The following is an 18,310-nucleotide window of genomic DNA, read 5'->3' as shown; positions in this document are numbered from 1 at the left end:
CGGATATACGATAAAATTTATTAAATTTAGCCAACAGAAAAATCTAATATTTCATGATAGATAAAAGAGTAAAAAATGCAAAGGAGGCCATCGACGGAATTAAAGATGGAATGACACTGATGCTAGGCGGATTTGGACTTTGTGGTATTCCCGAAAATTCAATTAACGCCTTGGTGGAAAGTGATGTGAAAGATTTAACATGCATTTCAAATAATGCCGGAGTAGATGATTTCGGATTGGGATTACTCCTTCACAAAAGACAGATAAAAAAAATGATCTCGTCTTATGTAGGAGAAAATGCTGAATTTGAAAGACAAATGCTTTCAGGAGAGCTGGATGTTGAACTGACTCCACAAGGAACCTTGGCAGAAAAATGCAGAGCAGCGCAGGCCGGAATTCCTGCTTTCTATACCCCTGCAGGCTATGGAACTGAGATAGCAGAAGGAAAAGAAGTGAAAGAATTCCACGGAAAACCTCATATTTTGGAGCATGCCTACGAAGCAGACTATTCTATTGTAAAAGCATGGAAAGGAGATCACGCCGGAAACCTTATTTTCAAAGGATCCGCAAGAAACTTCAATCACCCAATGGCTGGAGCTGCAAAAATTACGATTGCTGAAGTGGAAGAATTGGTAGAACCAGGGCAATTAGATCCTAACCAGATCCATATTCCGGGAATCATGATCCAGAGAATTTTCCAGGGAGAGAAATTTGAAAAAAGAATAGAACAACGTACAACCAGAAAAAAATAAGAAGAATGTTATCAAAAGAAGATATCGCAAAACGTATTTCCAAAGAAGTTAAGGATGGTTATTACGTAAACCTGGGAATAGGAATTCCAACTCTGGTTGCCAACTACGTTTCAGACAATATTTCCGTAGAATTCCAAAGTGAAAATGGAGTGCTGGGAATGGGACCTTTCCCCTTTGAAGGAGAAGAAGATGCAGACATCATCAATGCAGGAAAACAAACCATCACTATTTTGCCGGGTGGTTCATTCTTCGATTCAGCATTTAGTTTCGGAATGATTCGCGGACAAAAAGTTGACCTTACCATTCTTGGAGCAATGGAAGTTTCAGAGAACGGAGATATTGCCAACTGGAAAATTCCAGGAAAAATGGTAAAAGGAATGGGAGGAGCAATGGATTTGGTGGCTTCTGCAGAAAATATTATCGTAGCAATGATGCACGTAAACAAAGCAGGAGAAAGCAAGATTCTTAAAAAATGTACACTGCCTTTAACAGGAGTAAACTGTGTAAAAAGAGTAGTTACAGAATTAGCCGTATTGGACATCACTCCGAACGGATTCAAGCTGGTGGAAAGAGCACCGGGTGTTTCAGTAGAAGACATTATCAAAGCTACAGAAGCAGATCTGATCATTGATGGCGAAGTTCCTGAAATGCAGCTCTAGATAAAATACAAAACCTTGCGCACAGCAAGGTTTTTTTATTGTACAAGGTTATCCTTTGTTGGAATATGTATTCCTTTACATGACATCGGAAACCGAAACATAAAAAAGACTGTCTCAGTTATGAAACAGTCTTTTTTTATCCATTAAGATACAGCGGTTATCAATCTAATTTCTAACCACTAATATCTAAACTCTAATCATTATTTATTATCCTGCGCTCCGAAAACTTTCTGCAATATGCTTGTAGTTCTCATGGCCGGAGTATTTCTGATTCCGCTTTCTTTATCAGCTACCATTTTGAAAACCCCATTGATGGTTTCAGTGGTAACATACTCATTAAGATCGGTTGTTACAGATTGTCCTGTAAATGTATTATATTTTGAGATAAGGTTTTTCCAGACAGTATCGGCACCTACTTTTCCTAGTGAAGCTTTTACTTTGGGCTGGAAAGCTGTAAATAACTGACTTTGAGTTTTGCCTTGTAAATAGTTGGTAGCAGCATTATCTGTTCCCAATAAGATATTCTTAGCATCCGTAATCGTCATAGAAGTGATTGCATTGGTGAAAATAGGAGCCGCTTCCGTTACCGCATCCTCAGCCGCTCTGTTAAGCAACTTTACTCCCTCATCTGCAAGGCTTCCCATACCAAGGGAACGTAGCGTAGTATCAACCTTTCTCAATTTTTCAGGCATTAGGATTTTTACCGCTTCATTTTTTAGAAAACCGTCAGTTAAAGCCAGTTTTTTCACTCCATCCGTTACCCCAATATTCAAGGCTTCCTTTAATCCTGAAGAGATCTGGGTTGATGTAAGATTTCCAAGGTTAGCCGGAGAACTTTTAGTAGGTGTAGTATTCGTACTTGTACTCGTTGCAGTGGAACCTTTAGTAGCCGGAGGCGTATTAAGATCAATCCCTGTCTTATCTTTAACGGTAGATTTGATCATATCAAGAAGCTGAGCCTGAGTAGACATTGAAAATAATAATCCTGCTGCTATAAAAATGCTTTTTCTCATTGTATTTTTTTACAAATTTAGATGTTTAATCTTTTAAGTGACGTAAGCTTATCAAAAAATAAACCATAAAATTTTATAAATTTAAATAATCTCTCTTTTTTTAATTCAAGCTTTTGATTTGTAGTTGTTTAAAATGTTTGTATTTACTGCGTTTAAAATGGAAAAATTCATAGCGCTATAAATTTTAAAAGAAACTTCTCGACCATTTAATTATTCAAAAGTTTTAGAAAATAAGTATCTTAGCTATACCCTTAATTCATATCCAATGACTCGTAATTTTTTAGCATTTTTTATAATGATTTCAAGTCTTGTTTTTTCACAAAATAAATTGAACCTGATCCCTTATCCTCAAAATGTTGAGATAAAAGAGGGCAGTTTTATGGTTCCCGATGTGTTGAATATCAGCAATGATTTGCCTAAAAAAGAAACAGATTATTTCAGGAAGCGTCTGGGTTCTATGATAAAATTGAAAGACTCTAAAAAGTCAGATGCCCAATTGGTTTATTCCCAATGGCCAAAAGCTTCTGCGGGAAAGGAGGAATCTTATAGTATAGAAATTTCGCCCAAACAAATTCTTATTCAATCCTATACTCAGCAAGGATATTTTCTGGCGCTTCAAACCCTGATTCAGTTATTTGAAAACTCTCAGGCTGAAAAGAAAATTCCGGCCATGAAGATTGAAGATCAACCTAAATTTGCTTGGCGGGGAATGCATCTGGATGTTTGCCGTCACTTTTTTACCGTTGATGAAGTAAAACAATACATTGATTATCTGGCGATGTACAAACTGAATACCTTTCATTGGCATTTAACAGACGATCAGGGCTGGAGAATTGAAATTAAAAAATATCCAAAGTTGACACAAATCGGTTCAAAACGTAAGGAATCCATGATTGGTGCTTACGTTGATAATACTTTTGATGGAAAACCTTATGGACCCTACTTTTATACTCAGGAACAGATCAAGGATGTAGTAAAATATGCTCAGGAAAGACACGTAACGATTGTTCCTGAGATTGAAATGCCAGGGCATGCCTTGGCTGCATTATCAGCTTATCCGGAGTTGGCATGTACCAAAGGACCTTTTGAGGCTGCTACAAAATGGGGTGTTTTTGATGATGTATTTTGCCCTAAAGATGAAACATTTAAGTTTCTGGAAAACGTTTTGGATGAGGTTATTCAGCTATTTCCATCACAGTATATTCACATTGGTGGAGATGAATGTCCCAAAACAAGATGGAAAGAATGTGCCCATTGTCAGGAACTCATCAAGAAAAATAATTTAAAGGATGAACATGGGCTGCAAAGTTATTTTATCCAAAGAATTGAAAAATACATCAACAGCAAAGGGAGAAAGATCATTGGCTGGGACGAAATTTTAGAAGGTGGATTGGCTCCTAATGCAGCGGTTATGAGTTGGACAGGAGTAAACGGAGGTATTGAAGCGGCAAAGTCAAAGCATTTTGCAGTAATGACGCCAGGAGCATATTGTTATTTTGACCATTATCAAGGAGATCCGCAGACAGAACCCAATGCTTTTGGAGGTTTTACACCACTAGAAAAAGTATATTCCTATAACCCGATTCCTGATGAATTGAATACGGAGCAGGCAAAGTATATTTTGGGGGTTCAGGCCAATCTATGGACAGAATACATTCTTGATTTCAAGCAGGTTCAATATATGGTTTTTCCTAGATTGATGGCGCTTTCGGAAGTAGGATGGGGAACTTCGGATCCTAAAAATTATAAAGAATTTGAAAACAGAGTGATACACCAGTTTAAGGTTTTGGATAAGATGAATGTCAATTATTCCAAAAGCATTTACAATATTTCAGGAAAGGTAATTCCTGCTAATAAAGGCATTGCCTACGAACTTTCAACCTCACAAAGTTCAAATGGAATAAGATATACTCTGGATGGAACTACTCCCACAATACATTCTAAAACGTATCAAGGACCTGTTTCAATACCCGGTTCTTTAATTATAAAATCTGCTTATTTTGAAGACGAGCAGCTTAAAAGTGCAGTTTCTTCGCAGCAATTTATCGTTTCAAAAGCAACAGGAAGAAATATTACTCTTGAACAGCAACCAAGCGAAAATTATTCTTTTGGGGGCGCCTTTACCCTTGTAGACGGAATTATTGGTAACCCAAAGCAGTTAGGTAAAACATGGCTGGGCTTTATGGGGAAAGATGTTGTGGCAACAATAGATTTTGGGCAGAAAACAGGCTTTTCAGAGGTTTATTTTAATACATTGGAAAATAAAGGAAGCTGGATTCACCTTGCAAAATCTGCTCAGATTTTCGTTTCTGATGATAATAAAAGCTTTAAACTAATCAAGGAAATAGGAAAAGAAGAAATTCAAAATGCCAATGGAAAAATTAAATTGAATGTAGGTCAGCAAAGCTCAAGATATATGAAACTGAGAATAGAAAATGCAGGAATTATTCCGGCCGGAAATCCGGGAGCTGATTCGAAAGCGTGGCTGTTTGTTGATGAAATTGGCGTAAATTAGCAACTATTGAATTTTACAAGATGCAAGACACGATACTTTCCTCAGAGTTTTCATCATCACCGGAACTGGTTGAAAAATTATACCAAAACGGGATTACTAAAAATTACAATCAGGGAGATATTATTTTAGATGAAAATGCTTCCATCCGATCTATTCCTATCGTAATGAAAGGAATGTTGAAGGTGATCAGAACTGAAGAAGACGGACGTGAAATCCTGCTGTACTATATCAAGGCAGGAGAAAGTTGCATAATGTCTTTTCTGGGCGGAATGCACAATGAAAAAAGCGTTGTAAAAGCAGAAATAGAAGAAGATGCAGAGATTCTTTTTCTTCCCGTAGATAAGGTTTCTTTATTCATCAAAGAACATCCCGAATGGCTGGATTATATTTTCAGGCTTTATCACAAACGTTTTGAAGAATTATTGGATATTATCAATGCCATTGCCTTTAAGAAAGTAGATGAAAGATTACTGAATCTTCTTCATAAAAAGGTGGAAATTACCGGTACAAATACCATCAATACTACCCATGAGCAGCTTGCCAATGAACTGGGAACTGCCAGAGTAGTGGTCTCCAGACTCCTGAAACAACTTGAAGATGAAGGAAAGGTGAAGCTCGGAAGAAACAAAATTATTCTTCTGGAAACCCTCAATCAGTTATAAGCGAACGTATTACCCTCCGCTGGAGGGGTGGCGAATCAAAGGTTTGACGGGGTAGTTCATTTTGAAATATCTAAAGAATCTAAACATGAAAAATTTTATAATCAAATGAAACTGACTGGTTCTATTTGTGAAAAATTAGTATCATTTGTGTTTACAAGCACCCTTATGTAACAAAAGTAGCTGTACATCCTTCTAAACAATTCCATTTTTGTACTCAGAAAGAAAAGATTACAATGGAAATTATAGGGTATACAGCATCAGTTTTAATAGGGATTTCTTTAGGATTAATAGGTGGAGGCGGAAGTATTCTCACGGTCCCGGTATTGGTTTATCTCTTCGGTATAGATGCTTTGCTGGCGACGGAATATTCTCTTTTTATAGTAGGAGTAAGCAGTGTGGTAGGGTCATTTTCATATTTTAAAAAAGGATTGGTGGATCTTAAAATGTCATTGATATTTGGAATACCATCCATTATTTCAATTTTTATTACCAGAACCTATTTACTTCCCTTGATTCCTGATGAACTTATTCAGATAAAGGGTTTTCTCATCACTAAAAACATTTTTTTACTCTTGATTTTTGCAGGTTTAATGATCCTTGCTTCCTACAAAATGATCAGAAATAATACTCCTATCAACGTATTGGAAAACCATTCAGATAAAAATACTCTGCTGGCAGCAGGAGAAGGAACTGTTGTTGGGGTTTTAACAGGGCTGGTGGGAGCCGGAGGAGGATTTATGATTATTCCTGCTCTTGTCAATCTTTTGAAAATTTCGATGAAAAAAGCCATAGGAACTTCTCTGGTTATTATTTCCCTAAACTCTCTGATTGGCTTTGCTTCATCTATAAATCATTCTGTAATAGATTGGAAATTATTGATGGCCATTACTTTTATTGCTGTAATAGGAATTGTTATTGGTACGCAGCTATCAAAAAGAATAGATGGTAAGAAGCTCAAACCTGTATTCGGGTGGTTTATTTTAGCAATGGGCATTTACATTATCACAAAGGAAATCTATCATGTATGGATCATTTAAAAAACCTTATGTAACAAAAGTAACTGTGGCAGAAAATGGAAAGCAGGAGATTTGTATCAGATAACAGAATCAAAATATTTAAAAATGAAAATAGAACAGATTTATACAGGGTGCTTGGCTCAGGGTGCTTACTATATTATTTCAGATGGAGAAGCTGCAATTATTGATCCCTTACGTGAAACAAAACCCTACATAGAAAAGCTGAAAAAAGACGAAGTACAATTAAAATATATTTTTGAAACCCATTTTCATGCTGATTTTGTAAGTGGGCACCTTGATTTAAGCAAGAAAACAGGCGCTCCAATTGTTTATGGGGCCACTGCGAAACCTGACTTTGATGCTATCATTGCTGAAGATCATCAGATATTTGAAGTAGGAAAAATTAAAATTAAAGTTCTTCATACACCGGGACATACGATGGAAAGTTCCTGCTATTTGCTGATAGATGAACATGGAAAAGAAAAGGCTCTGTTCAGTGGAGATACCTTATTTTTGGGAGATGTAGGACGTCCGGATCTCGCTCAGAAAGCCACAGATATGACGCAGGATGAGCTTGCAGGACTGTTATATGAAAGTCTATACAGCAAAATTTTACCTTTGGCAGATGATATTGTGGTGTATCCCGCTCATGGAGCCGGTTCTGCTTGTGGGAAAAATATGCAGAAAGAAACTATGGATACTCTTGGAAACCAAAAGAAAACCAATTACGCCCTGAATCAAAAAAACAAAGAGAGTTTCATCAAAGAGGTAACAGATGGGCTTTTACCACCACCGGCCTATTTCGGAATGAATGTGATGATGAACAAAAAAGGCTATCACAGCTTTGATGAGGTCTTATCACAAGGATTACAGTCTCTTGTGCCTGAACAGTTTGAGGAAATAGCTGAAGTTTCCGGAGCTTTAGTTCTGGATGTAAGAAACAGTAGTACATTTGTTCAGGGTTTTATTCCGCAATCTGTAAATATAGGATTGGATGGTGACTTTGCCCCTTGGGTGGGTGCTTTAATTGCAGATGTGAATCAGCCTATTTTGCTAGTAGTAGAAAAAGGAGATGAGGAAGAAGCCATAACGAGATTAAGCAGAGTAGGATTCGATCAGGTTCTGGGATATTTGAATGGAGGCTTTGATGCATGGAAGAAAAGCGGAAAAGAAATAGATCATGTCCCTCGTATTTCTGCCGGACAATTTGAAAAGGAGATCCAAGAAAAAGACGCAAAAATCATTGATATAAGAAGAGAAAGTGAATACAATGCAGAACACATTCATGAAGCTTACAGCAAGCCTTTAGCCTATATCAATGAATGGATTCATACTTTAGATCCGGAAGAACATTTTTACATGCATTGTGGAAGTGGTTACAGAAGCACAATGGCTGCAAGTATTCTTCAGGCAAGAGGGTACAGAAATTTCACAGAAATTGAGGGTGGTTTTAAAGCCATATCCTCTACAGGGATTAAAAAAAGTGATTTTGTGTGTCAGACTAAAATTTTAAAATAAATTAGATTAAAAAAGAATATATGTTGGAGATTATAAAAGAACCGTGGCCATGGTATATAGCAGGTCCTTTGATTGGGCTAACTGTTCCCGCTTTGCTTATTATGGGAAATAAATCCTTTGGAATAAGTTCCTCATTAAGGCATATCTGCGCTGCCTGTGTACCGGCTAATGTCAATTTTTTTAAATATGACTGGAAAAAAGAAGCATGGAACCTATTTTTTGTATTGGGAATTTTCTTCGGTGGAATGATTGCTGCCAACTTTATGCTCAATCCAACGGAAATTACGGTCAATCCTAATCTGAAAACCGAATTGGCAGGCTATGGAATTACAGATTACAGCAATCTTGTTCCGGTTCAGCTGATGAATTTTCAAAGTGTCTTTACGCTGAGAGGCTTTATCATGATGGTTGTAGGCGGGTTTTTGGTAGGCTTCGGAACACGATATGCCGGAGGATGTACCAGCGGCCATGCCATCATGGGACTTTCTAACCTTCAATGGCCATCTTTGGTAGCAACGGTATGTTTTATGATAGGAGGCTTTTTAATGGCTAATCTTATCCTGCCCATAATCCTTTCCCTATAAGTCTAATTTTAAACTGAATGAAAGAAATGATAAAAGATAAAGAACAGGACGTTCACCATCAGGACTCCGTTGGTGTAAGTGAAAGCGGTCTTCAGCATAAATGGTATCACAACCTGAAATACCTCGCAGCAGGAATTATATTTGGAATTATATTCGTAAAAGCTGAAGTGATTAGTTGGTTCAGAATTCAGGAAATGTTCCGTCTGCAGTCTTTTCACATGTACGGAATCATCGGAAGTGCCGTGTTGGTAGGGATGATTTCAGTGTTTTTGATTAAGAAATTCAATATCAAAACAATGTATGGAGAGCCTATTACCTTAGCTCCGAAAAAATTCAATAAAGGGCAGATTTACGGCGGATTAATTTTCGGTTTTGGCTGGGCCATTACAGGAGCCTGCCCCGGACCTCTCTTTGCTCAGATTGGAACAGGTGCTCTCGCAGTGTCTGTTACCCTCTTGAGTGCCATAGCCGGAACCTGGGTATACGGATACTTCAGAGATCAATTACCTCATTGATACTTTATACAAGAAATAATTAAAGAACCATTTCCATATAACCATTTTGTATTATAGAAATTCAGATTGACAAATTGAAAATTTGACGGGAGGGTTTTAGTCCAAATAAAAAAGACTACGAATAATAATCCGTAGTCTTTTTTTGTATAAAATTATGAAGATATGAAGTGTTCTGCTCCCAAGGCCATATAAAGATTAATGCGTTCTATTCTGTATTGAAGATCCAGATTAATCAGGTTCATCTCATTTTTAAGAAGATCCCTTTGCTTTCGGATTAATACAAAACTATTGTTAGCACCTACCTTTATTTGTTTCTGAGTGAGACTAATATTGTTTTTCAATTCATTGATCGCTTTCGTGTTATAGGAAGATTGTTTTTCAATGGAGTGTAGATTGGCTAAAGATGATTCCACTTCATTCAGTGCATTCAACACTGTTTTTGAATATTCTTCAACGATCTGTTTTTGCTGAGAATCCTTTATTTCTACATTCTTTTTCAATTTTCCATTATTGAATAAGGGAGAAACTAATCCACTACCTACCTTTAATAACGGATTGGAAAATAAAGAATTGAGAGATTCTACATTACTTCCGGCAGTTCCTAAAGAAGAGCTTATGCTAATGGAAGGCAGCCTTGCCGCTTTGGCCTGCTGCACCTCATAAAAAGCTTTTTCTATTTGAAAATGACTGGCCTGTATATCCGATCTGTTTTCTAAAAGTTGAAAGGGGAAAGACTTAGGGATCTCATTGTTTACAGGATTAAAAAAATTCTGGGTTGCTAACTTTCCCTCCGGATATTTTCCTGTAAGCAATTCAAGAGATCTTCTGGACTGAGTATTTGCATTTTTAACCTTTTCGAGATATCCTTCCAGAGAAATAATCTCCGCAGTTATATTTGAAATATCCAAAGAATTAGCCGTTCCCACCTTTTTTTGGAGGGTGTACAGCTTTTCCAGATCCTTAGACTTCTGAATATAGCTTTCAATCTTATCCTCCTGAATATTTCCTGCAATATTTAAAAAATAAGCCTTTGCAATCATGCCCGCAATAGATTGATGAAGCAAGATATTTTGATGCTTTGCCGAAAAATAATTGCTTGTACTTGCCATTTGTGAAGACTTATTTTTACCCCATAGATCTATTTCCCAGCTAGCTTTCAGGGCAAGACGTCGAAGCTGGGTTTCACTCACCAGATTATTGGAGGTATTGGCAACAGCACTTACACTTGGATACAGATCGCTTCCTGCAATTTCCATAGCCAGTTCCACCTGATTGAGCTTTTCTTTGGCGATAATAATGTCTGCATTGTATTGCATTCCCTCATTAATCAGGGTTTCCAATTGCTGGTCCTTAAGATCTGTAATCCATTCATAAGAAAATGAGTTGGCATCAGTTTTTCGGTCAAAGATCCAGTCATCCGGAATTTGAAGATGAGAAACAATTTCGCTTTTTTCCTTAAGCTGATCCATATTTTCTTTCGTAGGTTCCTTGTATCCAATACAAGAACTTAGGCTTAAAGAAAGAACTCCCAGTACAATTAATTTTTTATACATCTTAGTGAAGTTTAGGGATCAGGAAGTTTATTTTACTGCTAATGCGCACCATTACCTTTCGGATAAGATGAAGCGGCTTGATGTGATCAGAATAGATCACTGCTGTTCCTCTTGCCCCAACAGTCAGTTGTTTTTGCTCATCTACCAATACAAACTTGGCAATAAGTTTTCCATCCGTCTCAGGGAGTTGTCTGGCTGTATCCGGAAGTCCTGCGGTAGATCCGTTTCCGCCCAGCATTCCTCCTGCATTGTTCATAATCCCTTGGCTGGTGGCATCAATAACATATTCAAGCTTAGCTTTTACAACCTTTCCTGGTTCTGTTTTAAGAGCAAGTTCAACCTCATTTCCATTTTTTACAGATTCAAGCTCATTTTGGGCAAAGAACCCAATAACAGATTGTTGTTTTTGAATTAAAACAAAGGCCGACTTGAATGGAGCCATGATAGCCCCCTCATTTAACTGAACATTGGGAATAATACCATCTGTAGGCGCCAAAACAACCGTTTGAGAAAGATTCCATTTCGCCTGATCCAGTTTCGCCTGAATCTCAGAAACAGAAGAATTTTCTCCGCCATAGGAAGCATTGGATTTTGTTTCCAAAGACTGTTGCTGTGATTGCGAAGCACTGATTCGGGACTGAAGATCACGAACGTTTGTTATCGCCTGCTCCAGATCGAACTTGTTTGCAGCACCTGCCTCTACCAGTTCCTGATATTGGGTAACCCTTTTATTGGCAAGGTCCAGTTGAGACTGTAATCCTGCTATATTTTTTCTGGAGGCTGAAATATCTGTGTTATAGGAATTTACAGTAGCTTTCATATTGCTGAGTTTCGCCTCCAGAGATTTAATCTCCTGTACATAAGGTTCTCTGTCCAGAACAAATAATGTATCTCCTTTCTTTACCTCCTGATTGGTACTTACATATACCTTTTTTACCTTTCCCAAAACCTGGGTAGTGATGTCAACACTTCTGTTTCCCACCTTTACATCGGAAGTAATGGGGCAATAGTAATTAAGACTCAGAATTAAAGCAATACTCCCGAAAATAGGAAGAGAATATACCACAACCTGAGTAGTAAATGTCCAGGGAATAAGTTTAAATTTTTTGATAAGAAGCCAGCATATTCCGGCATATATAGCAACAAGTAATTCTAGCATTGGGTTTGGTTTTCAATTGTGTTAAGTTCTTCTTCTTCAATATGATCTGTGTCTTTTTTCTGATCATTTTGATTACCATAATCATAGTTGGCCCAGATTAAGGCAACCGGCCATAAAAGGCCTCCAAAAATTAGGGAAAGGAGGCACATACTTTTTATGGCTTTCAGCTGAGGATGGTTCTTTTCCTCAGCAACCTTTTCAGGATAGATGTGAACTTTCCAGAAAAGATAGATGCCGGCGATTGGTAAAACAAGTAAAATGAACCATGAAGCGGCATTTGCTATATTGTCTTCTACATGACCTGTTGATGCTTGAACAAAATTGCATGATAATAACAGGCAGAGAAGTAAGGATATTCTTTGCATAATATAATTGTATAAGGTAATAATGAAATGTAAGACAAGGTTGTAACTACACGATAATAGGGCAGCTACCTTAGTTTAAAGATAATTCTATAATAGATAATGTTTAGTGAATGATATTCTTCTCATTTTGCTTTTAATAAATTGTGTAACAGTATTTTGAGTAAGCAAAAATAGAATGAATAAAGTGAGAAAAAGTATTCCTAAGTTATTTTTTTCTTTCGTTCCTTTTTTTATGAATACGGGCAGTCATGCGTGAAAGAGAATTGGGAGTAATGCCCAGAAAATTAGCAATATACTTTCTGTTGGCATTTTGGGAAGTGAATGGGCGGCTTTCCAGAAACTCCTCATATCTGGAGTGCGGAGAAGTAGAACAGAACTGCTCAGTACGAACTTTTAAAATGCCGATAATCTGTTTCAAAGACTTCAGGTACATAGTATAAATGCCTCTATGCTGAAATGCAACCTCTTCAAATTCACCCTTGTTAAATAAGAAAATCTGGCTTTCAATAACGGCTTCTATAGTATATTTTCTTTCAGTTTCACCAGAATATGATTCTGGGCTTTCCATAATGGCGGCTTCCTTTTCTGAAGGTAAAAAAAGATTACTTTCAATACCGTTCTCGTCATCAAAGAAAAACCTCAATAAACCATTAGAAAGGATAAATAAATGATTGAAAGATTGTCCCGGTACCACCAGCTTTTCTTTTTTACGAAGAAGTTTCGGGGTACTGATACTCACCAAAACATTAATTTCCTCATCAGATAATTCCTGAAAGAAAACAATATTCCTGAAAGTTTTAAATGGATCCATTACGGTCGTAAAGATAAATAAAAATAAGATATACGTTTAGGTTAAGCAGTCTTAGGACTTTCATTAAACTTTTTTTAAGATATTTGCTAGGTATTATATAATTTGAAATACAATGAACAATAACCGAAGAAGTTTTATCAAAAAGCTGGGGATCGCAACAGCAGCACTAGCTGTAAATCCGTTAGACCTAATGGCAGCACAATTACCTCAAAACAATAAAGCTGTAAACAAACCCATTGTTCTTTCTACCTGGAATTTTGGGTTAAAAGCAAACGAAGAAGCCTGGACAATTCTTGGAAAGGGAGGAAAGGCCCTGGATGCTGTGGAAAGAGGTGTACGTCTGGTGGAGCTGGATCCCAAAGAAAGAAGTGTAGGGTATGGCGGACGTCCGGACAGAGATGGAAGAGTAACGCTGGATGCCTGTATCATGGATGAAAACTATAATATCGGTTCTGTAGCATGTCTTGAAAACATTAAAAATCCAATTTCCGTTGCCAGAGCGGTAATGGAAAAAACACCTCACGTAATGCTGGTAGGGGATGGAGCATTGCAGTTTGCCCTTTCACAAGGTTTTAAAAAAGAAAATCTTCTCACTCCCGAATCAGAAAAAGAATGGAAAGAATGGCTGAAGACAAGCAAATATAAACCCATTGCCAATATTGAAAATCATGATACCATAGGAATGATCGCATTGGATGCGCAAGGTAACCTTTCAGGTGCTTGTACCACCAGTGGAATGGCGTTTAAAATGCATGGCAGAGTGGGAGATTCCCCAATTATTGGTGCCGGTTTGTTTGTAGACAATGAAGTAGGGGCTGCAACGGCAACTGGTCACGGTGAAGAAGTCATTAGAACAGTAGGAACCCATTTGGTAGTTGAATTGATGAGACAGGGAAGAAGCCCACAGGAAGCCTGCAAAGAAGCAGTGGAAAGAATTGTAAAGATCAATCAGAGAAGAAATAAAAATGTAAAAGATATTCAGGTAGGTTTTATTGCCATCAACAAGAATGGTGAATATGGATCTTACTGTATTCAGGATGGGTTCAACTTCGCAGTATATGATCAAAAAGGAAATCGTCTTGAAAAACCTGAATTTGCTTTAAAATAGCTTAATTAATATATTGTTTTTAGGCAAATGCACAACGATTTTATCTTTGATAAAATTGAATACTGGTACTTTGAGATGTAATGATACATATGGTATCAATTTGCGACCTTTGTTTAATTCCATAATTTTAACACTAAATAGCTTAGCAAAATATAAATCGACAGAAAGAATATGAAAAGAATAATGATAGCCTCCTTATTTTTAATGATAGGATGCAAGGAAGAAAAGAAAGAGACAAACGTACAAAAAGAACCACAGGTAAAGGAAAATGTTGTTGAAAAGACTGAAGCAGATACTCTTGTAAACGAATCTCAGGAAGCACAACAGTGGCTGAAAAAAAATCTGGTAAGCTATTTTAAGACTGATCTTGGTAATCTGGATAAGGAAATGCAGAAAATAACAACCAAGGATTACTATGAATATAAGACCGATGCAATGAATGTAGATATGGATGTAGACGGAAGCCTTACAGAAAAAGAATTCGATAATAAATGGAAATCTAAGTTTGATACAAAAAAGGCAGGAATTGGTATAGGATTTCTTATTTCCGGACAGGACTGGATCAATATTGAAGTTGAAAATTGTGATTTAAAATCATCTTCAAAGGATGAATATGTCTTCAATGTAGTATTGAGAGATGATGGTTTTAAAGCGAAATATCCCTCTGTTGTAAAAGTAGTAAAGGAAAACGGTTCCTTTCTGATTGCAGATGTATTGCAGGAAGAACCTAATTAATTAAAAACAATAAAATGTCAAAAATAGAAATAGCATGTTTCAATCCGGAATCAGCAATCATTGCCTTTGAAAACGGAGCAGACAGAATAGAATTGTGTGACGGATTAAGCGAAGGAGGAACAACTCCTAATTTTGAAACAACAAAAAAACTTCGGGAGAAAATAAACATCCCCATTTTCGTGATGATCCGCCCACGAGGAGGTGATTTTACCTACTCAGATACCGAATTTGAGCAGATGAAAACTGATTTAATTGCCCTGAAGTCATTAAATATAGATGGCTTTGTATTCGGTATTCTGGATGAAAATGATGAGGTAAATAGAGAACAAAATAAGATCTTGGTAGAACTGGCTTCACCGCTTCCTTGTACGTTCCATCGTGCTTTCGACAGAGCCAACAGTTTGGACAGTTCCCTGGAAAAAGTAATTGAATGTGGCTTTACTACCATTCTTACTTCAGGTCAAAAACCTAACGTTTCTGAAGGAAAGGAAAATCTGAAAAAACTGGTAGAACTTGCAGATGGAAGACTGGAAATTCTTGTAGGCGGAGGTCTTCGCTCCTCAAATATTGAAGATATACGAGCTTATACAAAGGCAGAGTATTTCCATTCTTCAGCCATCACTGATGGTGGGGCATTTGCTAATGCTGATGAGGTGGTCACCCTGAAAAATAAATAAAGCCAGAGCTTTTTGTTTGGGATATCCCAAACATAGAGTTTTAAATGAAATTGTTTGATATTAAGTGAGTAAGGAATGAATGGCAGTAATTCTTTACTCACTTAAACAAACCACACTCCAGTACACTCCAGAAAAACTATTCATGAATAAATCTCTCCTTTTTGTTTTCCTTTTCATTCAGAATATCCTTTTAGCACAGTTTTCTGAAAGAAATTTATGCTCCGAGAAATGGCAGTTCAAAAATAGCAAAGATCAAAGCTGGCTGTCCGCAAAAGTACCGGGAACAGTTCATCAGGATCTAATGACGAATAAACTCATTCCGGATCCTTTCAAGGATGAAAATGAAAAGAAAGTACAATGGGTGGAGAATGAAGACTGGGATTACCAGACTAGTTTTAAAGTTTCATCAAAAGAATTTGAATACAATAATATTGAACTTGTTTTTAACGGATTAGATACATTTTCTGAGATTTACTTTAACGGAAAATTGCTGAAGAAAACTGATAATATGTTCAGAAAGTGGGAGATTCCGGTGAAACAGAATCTTAAAATTGGTGATAATATAGTGCAGGTCAGATTCAAATCTGCCGTCAATACAGGAAAGGAACTGGCAAAAAAAGTTCCGTTTACTATGCCGGAAGCACCAAGAAGCTTTGTAAGAAAAGCCCAATATCAGTTTGGGTGGGACTGGGGGCCAAGGCTGGTTACTGCGGGAATCTGGAAAGAGGTGAAGCTTGAATTTTGGAATAATGCAAAGGTTAATAATGTTCAGGTTCAGCAGAAAAAATTAACGGATACTTTAGCTGAGGTTTCCTTTAATATGAAAGTCTTTGTTGAAGAAGATGGAGAATACTTTACCAGGTTTAACCTGAACAGAGGAATGCATCGTTTTCATCTTAAAAAAGGTTCAAATACCATCGTGCTTCCCTATAAAATTAACAACCCCCAAATATGGCAGCCCAATGGCATAGGGAAGCCTGATCGATATACTACGAAGATCACATTATATAAAAAAGGAGGACAGTTTATTCGTGATATCAATGTTACCTATGGTTTGAAAAATGTTGAACTTATTCAGGAAAAAGACGAAAAAGGGAAATCGTTTTATTTTAAGGTAAATGGAAATCCTTTATACATCAAAGGGACCAACTGGATTCCTGCCGATAGTTTCTCACCAAGAATCACAAAAGAAAAATACCAAAGACTCATCAAGGCTGCCAAAGAAGCCAATATGAATATGATCCGAATCTGGGGTGGCGGGATTTACGAAGATGAAGAATTTTATAAAGCCTGTGATGAAAACGGAATCTTGGTGTGGCAGGACTTTATGTTTGCTGGGAGTTTCTATCCCGCAGATGAAGACTTCCTGAATAACGTAAAAGAAGAAGTAAAAGATCAAATCAACAGACTCCAGAATCATCCGTCCATAGCCTTATGGTGTGGAAATAATGAGATTGATGAAGCCATTGTCAACTGGGGATATCAAAAGCAGTTTAAATATTCAAAAAATGACTCATTACAGGTCTGGAAAGATTATAAAAAGCTTTTTCATGAAGTAATTCCCAATACATTAAAAGAAAATCTTGTGCCGGATAAGAATATCTATTGGCCAAGTTCACCTTCTATAGGGTGGGGACATAAAGAAAGTCTTACCGAGGGAGATTCCCATTACTGGGGAGTTTGGTGGGGAGAACAGCCCTTTGAAATGTATAATGAAAAAGTAGGTCGCTTTATGTCTGAATACGGTTTTCAAGGTATGCCTACATTGGGAACTACTAAAACGATGTTTTCAGGTGTTCCGGATCTAAACCTGCAAAACCCAACCATTAAAGCTCACGAAAAACATACAAGAGGTTGGGAAATCATCAACGAATATATGAAGCGGGATTATAAAATTCCGAAAGACTTTGTGAAGTATAACTACGTTTCACAACTCTTACAGGCAAGAGGAATGCAAATAGCAATGGAGGCTCACCGCCGTGCAAAACCTTACAATATGGGAACCTTATATTGGCAGCTTAATGACTGCTGGCCAGTGGTTTCATGGTCTTCCATAGATTATTTAGGAAACTGGAAAGCCTTTCATTATCAGGTAAAAAGAAGTTTTGAACCTGTATTGCTTTCAATGGCAGAAAAAAATAAGACTTATGATATTTATATAATCAATGATTTATTAAAAGAGATAACGGTAAATGCAAAATTTGAGTTGATAGATTTTGAGGGAAAACAACTTTGGAAATCCAATAAGATCAAAAAAATTGATAGGAATATCAGTGAGAATATTTTTAGCATTAATAAATCTGAACTTTCCAAATTTGACTTATCAAAAGCTTTTCTAAAGGTCACTTCAGACAATGACTCAACAAAGCTGGAGAAACTTTTCTTTTTTGTAAAACCCAAGGATTTAAAGCTTTTAAAACCTAATATCACCATTAAAAAAATATCAACGACAGAGATTGAAGTCTCTACAGATGTATTGGCAAAAGATATTTATCTGATAGGAGATACCCACTTCAGTGATAATTTTTTTGATCTGTTACCCAAAACCTCAAAGAGAATCACTCTTTCCAAATCTTTTGATAAAGTAGAAGTAATGAGCCTGATAGATGCTTTGATTGAATAATTAAATCTGCAAAATCTGCGTGGTAGCTCAACAATAAATCTTATT

The 18,310-nt window shown here is 36.9% G+C and carries 17 protein-coding genes; 12 read left to right on the top strand and 5 right to left on the bottom strand.

From position 1 onward, the window contains the following. Positions 1–53 precede the first annotated feature (53 nt). Positions 54–752: a CoA transferase subunit A gene (locus C1638_RS08620; protein WP_109620056.1), complete on the top strand. Its 699-nt coding sequence runs from the start codon at positions 54–56 to the stop codon at positions 750–752. A 5-nt stretch (positions 753–757) separates the two neighbouring features. After that, positions 758–1,411 (top strand): CoA transferase subunit B, encoded by a 654-nt coding sequence (locus tag C1638_RS08615; protein WP_109620055.1) that lies wholly within the window; start codon positions 758–760, stop codon positions 1,409–1,411. 200 nt (positions 1,412–1,611) lie between these two features. On the opposite strand, the gene C1638_RS08610 is transcribed toward C1638_RS08615, so the two are convergent. Then, positions 1,612–2,424 carry a DUF4197 domain-containing protein gene (locus C1638_RS08610; RefSeq protein WP_185140419.1) on the bottom strand — a complete coding sequence of 271 codons (813 nt, stop codon included), beginning with the start codon at positions 2,422–2,424 and terminating at the stop codon, positions 1,612–1,614. 265 nt (positions 2,425–2,689) lie between these two features. On the opposite strand from C1638_RS08610, the gene C1638_RS08605 reads away from it, so the two are divergent. The 6 genes from C1638_RS08605 to C1638_RS08580 all read left to right on the top strand — a co-directional run bounded on the left by C1638_RS08605 (position 2,690) and on the right by C1638_RS08580 (position 9,234). Further along, positions 2,690–4,939, top strand: a complete 2,250-nt coding sequence (locus C1638_RS08605; RefSeq protein WP_109620053.1) for a beta-N-acetylhexosaminidase — start codon at positions 2,690–2,692, stop codon at positions 4,937–4,939. 20 nt (positions 4,940–4,959) lie between these two features. After that, the gene (locus C1638_RS08600) at positions 4,960–5,601 is read left to right on the top strand and encodes a Crp/Fnr family transcriptional regulator (protein ID WP_109620051.1); all 642 of its coding nucleotides are present in this window, start codon (positions 4,960–4,962) and stop codon (positions 5,599–5,601) included. A gap of 233 nt (positions 5,602–5,834) precedes the next feature. Continuing rightward, positions 5,835–6,638, top strand: coding sequence for a sulfite exporter TauE/SafE family protein (locus C1638_RS08595; protein ID WP_109620049.1), 804 nt, complete (start codon positions 5,835–5,837; stop codon positions 6,636–6,638). Between the two features lie 84 nt (positions 6,639–6,722). Continuing rightward, positions 6,723–8,135, top strand: coding sequence for an MBL fold metallo-hydrolase (locus tag C1638_RS08590; protein ID WP_109620047.1), 1,413 nt, complete (start codon positions 6,723–6,725; stop codon positions 8,133–8,135). Between the two features lie 20 nt (positions 8,136–8,155). Continuing rightward, the gene (locus C1638_RS08585; RefSeq protein ID WP_109620045.1) at positions 8,156–8,719 is read left to right on the top strand and encodes a YeeE/YedE family protein; all 564 of its coding nucleotides are present in this window, start codon (positions 8,156–8,158) and stop codon (positions 8,717–8,719) included. 26 nt (positions 8,720–8,745) lie between these two features. Further along, positions 8,746–9,234 carry a DUF6691 family protein gene (locus C1638_RS08580; protein ID WP_109620634.1) on the top strand — a complete coding sequence of 163 codons (489 nt, stop codon included), beginning with the start codon at positions 8,746–8,748 and terminating at the stop codon, positions 9,232–9,234. Between the two features lie 152 nt (positions 9,235–9,386). Here C1638_RS08580 and C1638_RS08575 read toward each other — a convergent pair whose 3' ends face one another. From C1638_RS08575 to C1638_RS08560, 4 genes are all read right to left on the bottom strand, one after another. Further along, positions 9,387–10,787, bottom strand: a complete 1,401-nt coding sequence (locus tag C1638_RS08575) for a TolC family protein (protein ID WP_109620043.1) — start codon at positions 10,785–10,787, stop codon at positions 9,387–9,389. Between the two features lies 1 nt (position 10,788). Further along, the gene (locus C1638_RS08570; RefSeq protein ID WP_109620042.1) at positions 10,789–11,946 is read right to left on the bottom strand and encodes an HlyD family secretion protein; all 1,158 of its coding nucleotides are present in this window, start codon (positions 11,944–11,946) and stop codon (positions 10,789–10,791) included. Beyond that, a complete protein-coding gene (locus C1638_RS08565) occupies positions 11,940–12,311 on the bottom strand; it encodes a DUF3302 domain-containing protein (RefSeq protein ID WP_109620040.1) in 372 nt (123 codons plus the stop codon). The genes C1638_RS08570 and C1638_RS08565 overlap by 7 nt, the downstream gene beginning before the upstream one ends. Positions 12,312–12,516: 205 nt before the next feature. After that, complete coding sequence (locus C1638_RS08560; protein WP_185140418.1) at positions 12,517–13,122, bottom strand: Crp/Fnr family transcriptional regulator; 606 nt, start codon at positions 13,120–13,122, stop codon at positions 12,517–12,519. 112 nt (positions 13,123–13,234) lie between these two features. Between C1638_RS08560 and C1638_RS08555 the strand changes: the two genes are divergently transcribed. From C1638_RS08555 to C1638_RS08540, 4 genes are all read left to right on the top strand, one after another. Continuing rightward, positions 13,235–14,230, top strand: a complete 996-nt coding sequence (locus C1638_RS08555; protein WP_109620038.1) for an isoaspartyl peptidase/L-asparaginase family protein — start codon at positions 13,235–13,237, stop codon at positions 14,228–14,230. A 171-nt stretch (positions 14,231–14,401) separates the two neighbouring features. Next, positions 14,402–14,965, top strand: a complete 564-nt coding sequence (locus tag C1638_RS08550) for a hypothetical protein (protein ID WP_109620036.1) — start codon at positions 14,402–14,404, stop codon at positions 14,963–14,965. Positions 14,966–14,979: 14 nt separating this feature from the next. Further along, the gene (locus tag C1638_RS08545) at positions 14,980–15,642 is read left to right on the top strand and encodes a copper homeostasis protein CutC (RefSeq protein WP_109620034.1); all 663 of its coding nucleotides are present in this window, start codon (positions 14,980–14,982) and stop codon (positions 15,640–15,642) included. 142 nt (positions 15,643–15,784) lie between these two features. Next, on the top strand, positions 15,785–18,265 hold the full coding sequence (locus C1638_RS08540) for a beta-mannosidase (protein WP_109620632.1): 2,481 nt from the start codon (positions 15,785–15,787) through the stop codon (positions 18,263–18,265). Positions 18,266–18,310: the final 45 nt, after the last annotated feature.

It is taken from the genome of Chryseobacterium oncorhynchi (genome assembly GCF_002899895.1).
In the GTDB taxonomy this organism is placed as follows: Bacteria; Bacteroidota; Bacteroidia; order Flavobacteriales; family Weeksellaceae; genus Chryseobacterium; species Chryseobacterium oncorhynchi.
Note: the sequence above shows the minus strand (reverse complement) of the source record. Positions and strands in the feature narration are given on the sequence as shown.

Excerpts from the sequence above, each read along its gene's own strand:
- C1638_RS08620 (WP_109620056.1), top strand. The coding sequence starts at position 54 with ATGATAGATAAAAGAGTAAAAAATGCAAAGGAGGCCATCGACGGAATT.
- C1638_RS08615 (WP_109620055.1), top strand. The coding sequence starts at position 758 with ATGTTATCAAAAGAAGATATCGCAAAACGTATTTCCAAAGAAGTTAAG.
- C1638_RS08610 (WP_185140419.1), bottom strand. The coding sequence starts at position 2,424 with ATGAGAAAAAGCATTTTTATAGCAGCAGGATTATTATTTTCAATGTCT.
- C1638_RS08605 (WP_109620053.1), top strand. The coding sequence starts at position 2,690 with ATGACTCGTAATTTTTTAGCATTTTTTATAATGATTTCAAGTCTTGTT.
- C1638_RS08600 (WP_109620051.1), top strand. The coding sequence starts at position 4,960 with ATGCAAGACACGATACTTTCCTCAGAGTTTTCATCATCACCGGAACTG.
- C1638_RS08595 (WP_109620049.1), top strand. The coding sequence starts at position 5,835 with ATGGAAATTATAGGGTATACAGCATCAGTTTTAATAGGGATTTCTTTA.
- C1638_RS08590 (WP_109620047.1), top strand. The coding sequence starts at position 6,723 with ATGAAAATAGAACAGATTTATACAGGGTGCTTGGCTCAGGGTGCTTAC.
- C1638_RS08585 (WP_109620045.1), top strand. The coding sequence starts at position 8,156 with ATGTTGGAGATTATAAAAGAACCGTGGCCATGGTATATAGCAGGTCCT.
- C1638_RS08580 (WP_109620634.1), top strand. The coding sequence starts at position 8,746 with ATGATAAAAGATAAAGAACAGGACGTTCACCATCAGGACTCCGTTGGT.
- C1638_RS08575 (WP_109620043.1), bottom strand. The coding sequence starts at position 10,787 with ATGTATAAAAAATTAATTGTACTGGGAGTTCTTTCTTTAAGCCTAAGT.
- C1638_RS08570 (WP_109620042.1), bottom strand. The coding sequence starts at position 11,946 with ATGCTAGAATTACTTGTTGCTATATATGCCGGAATATGCTGGCTTCTT.
- C1638_RS08565 (WP_109620040.1), bottom strand. The coding sequence starts at position 12,311 with ATGCAAAGAATATCCTTACTTCTCTGCCTGTTATTATCATGCAATTTT.
- C1638_RS08560 (WP_185140418.1), bottom strand. The coding sequence starts at position 13,122 with ATGGATCCATTTAAAACTTTCAGGAATATTGTTTTCTTTCAGGAATTA.
- C1638_RS08555 (WP_109620038.1), top strand. The coding sequence starts at position 13,235 with ATGAACAATAACCGAAGAAGTTTTATCAAAAAGCTGGGGATCGCAACA.
- C1638_RS08550 (WP_109620036.1), top strand. The coding sequence starts at position 14,402 with ATGAAAAGAATAATGATAGCCTCCTTATTTTTAATGATAGGATGCAAG.
- C1638_RS08545 (WP_109620034.1), top strand. The coding sequence starts at position 14,980 with ATGTCAAAAATAGAAATAGCATGTTTCAATCCGGAATCAGCAATCATT.
- C1638_RS08540 (WP_109620632.1), top strand. The coding sequence starts at position 15,785 with ATGAATAAATCTCTCCTTTTTGTTTTCCTTTTCATTCAGAATATCCTT.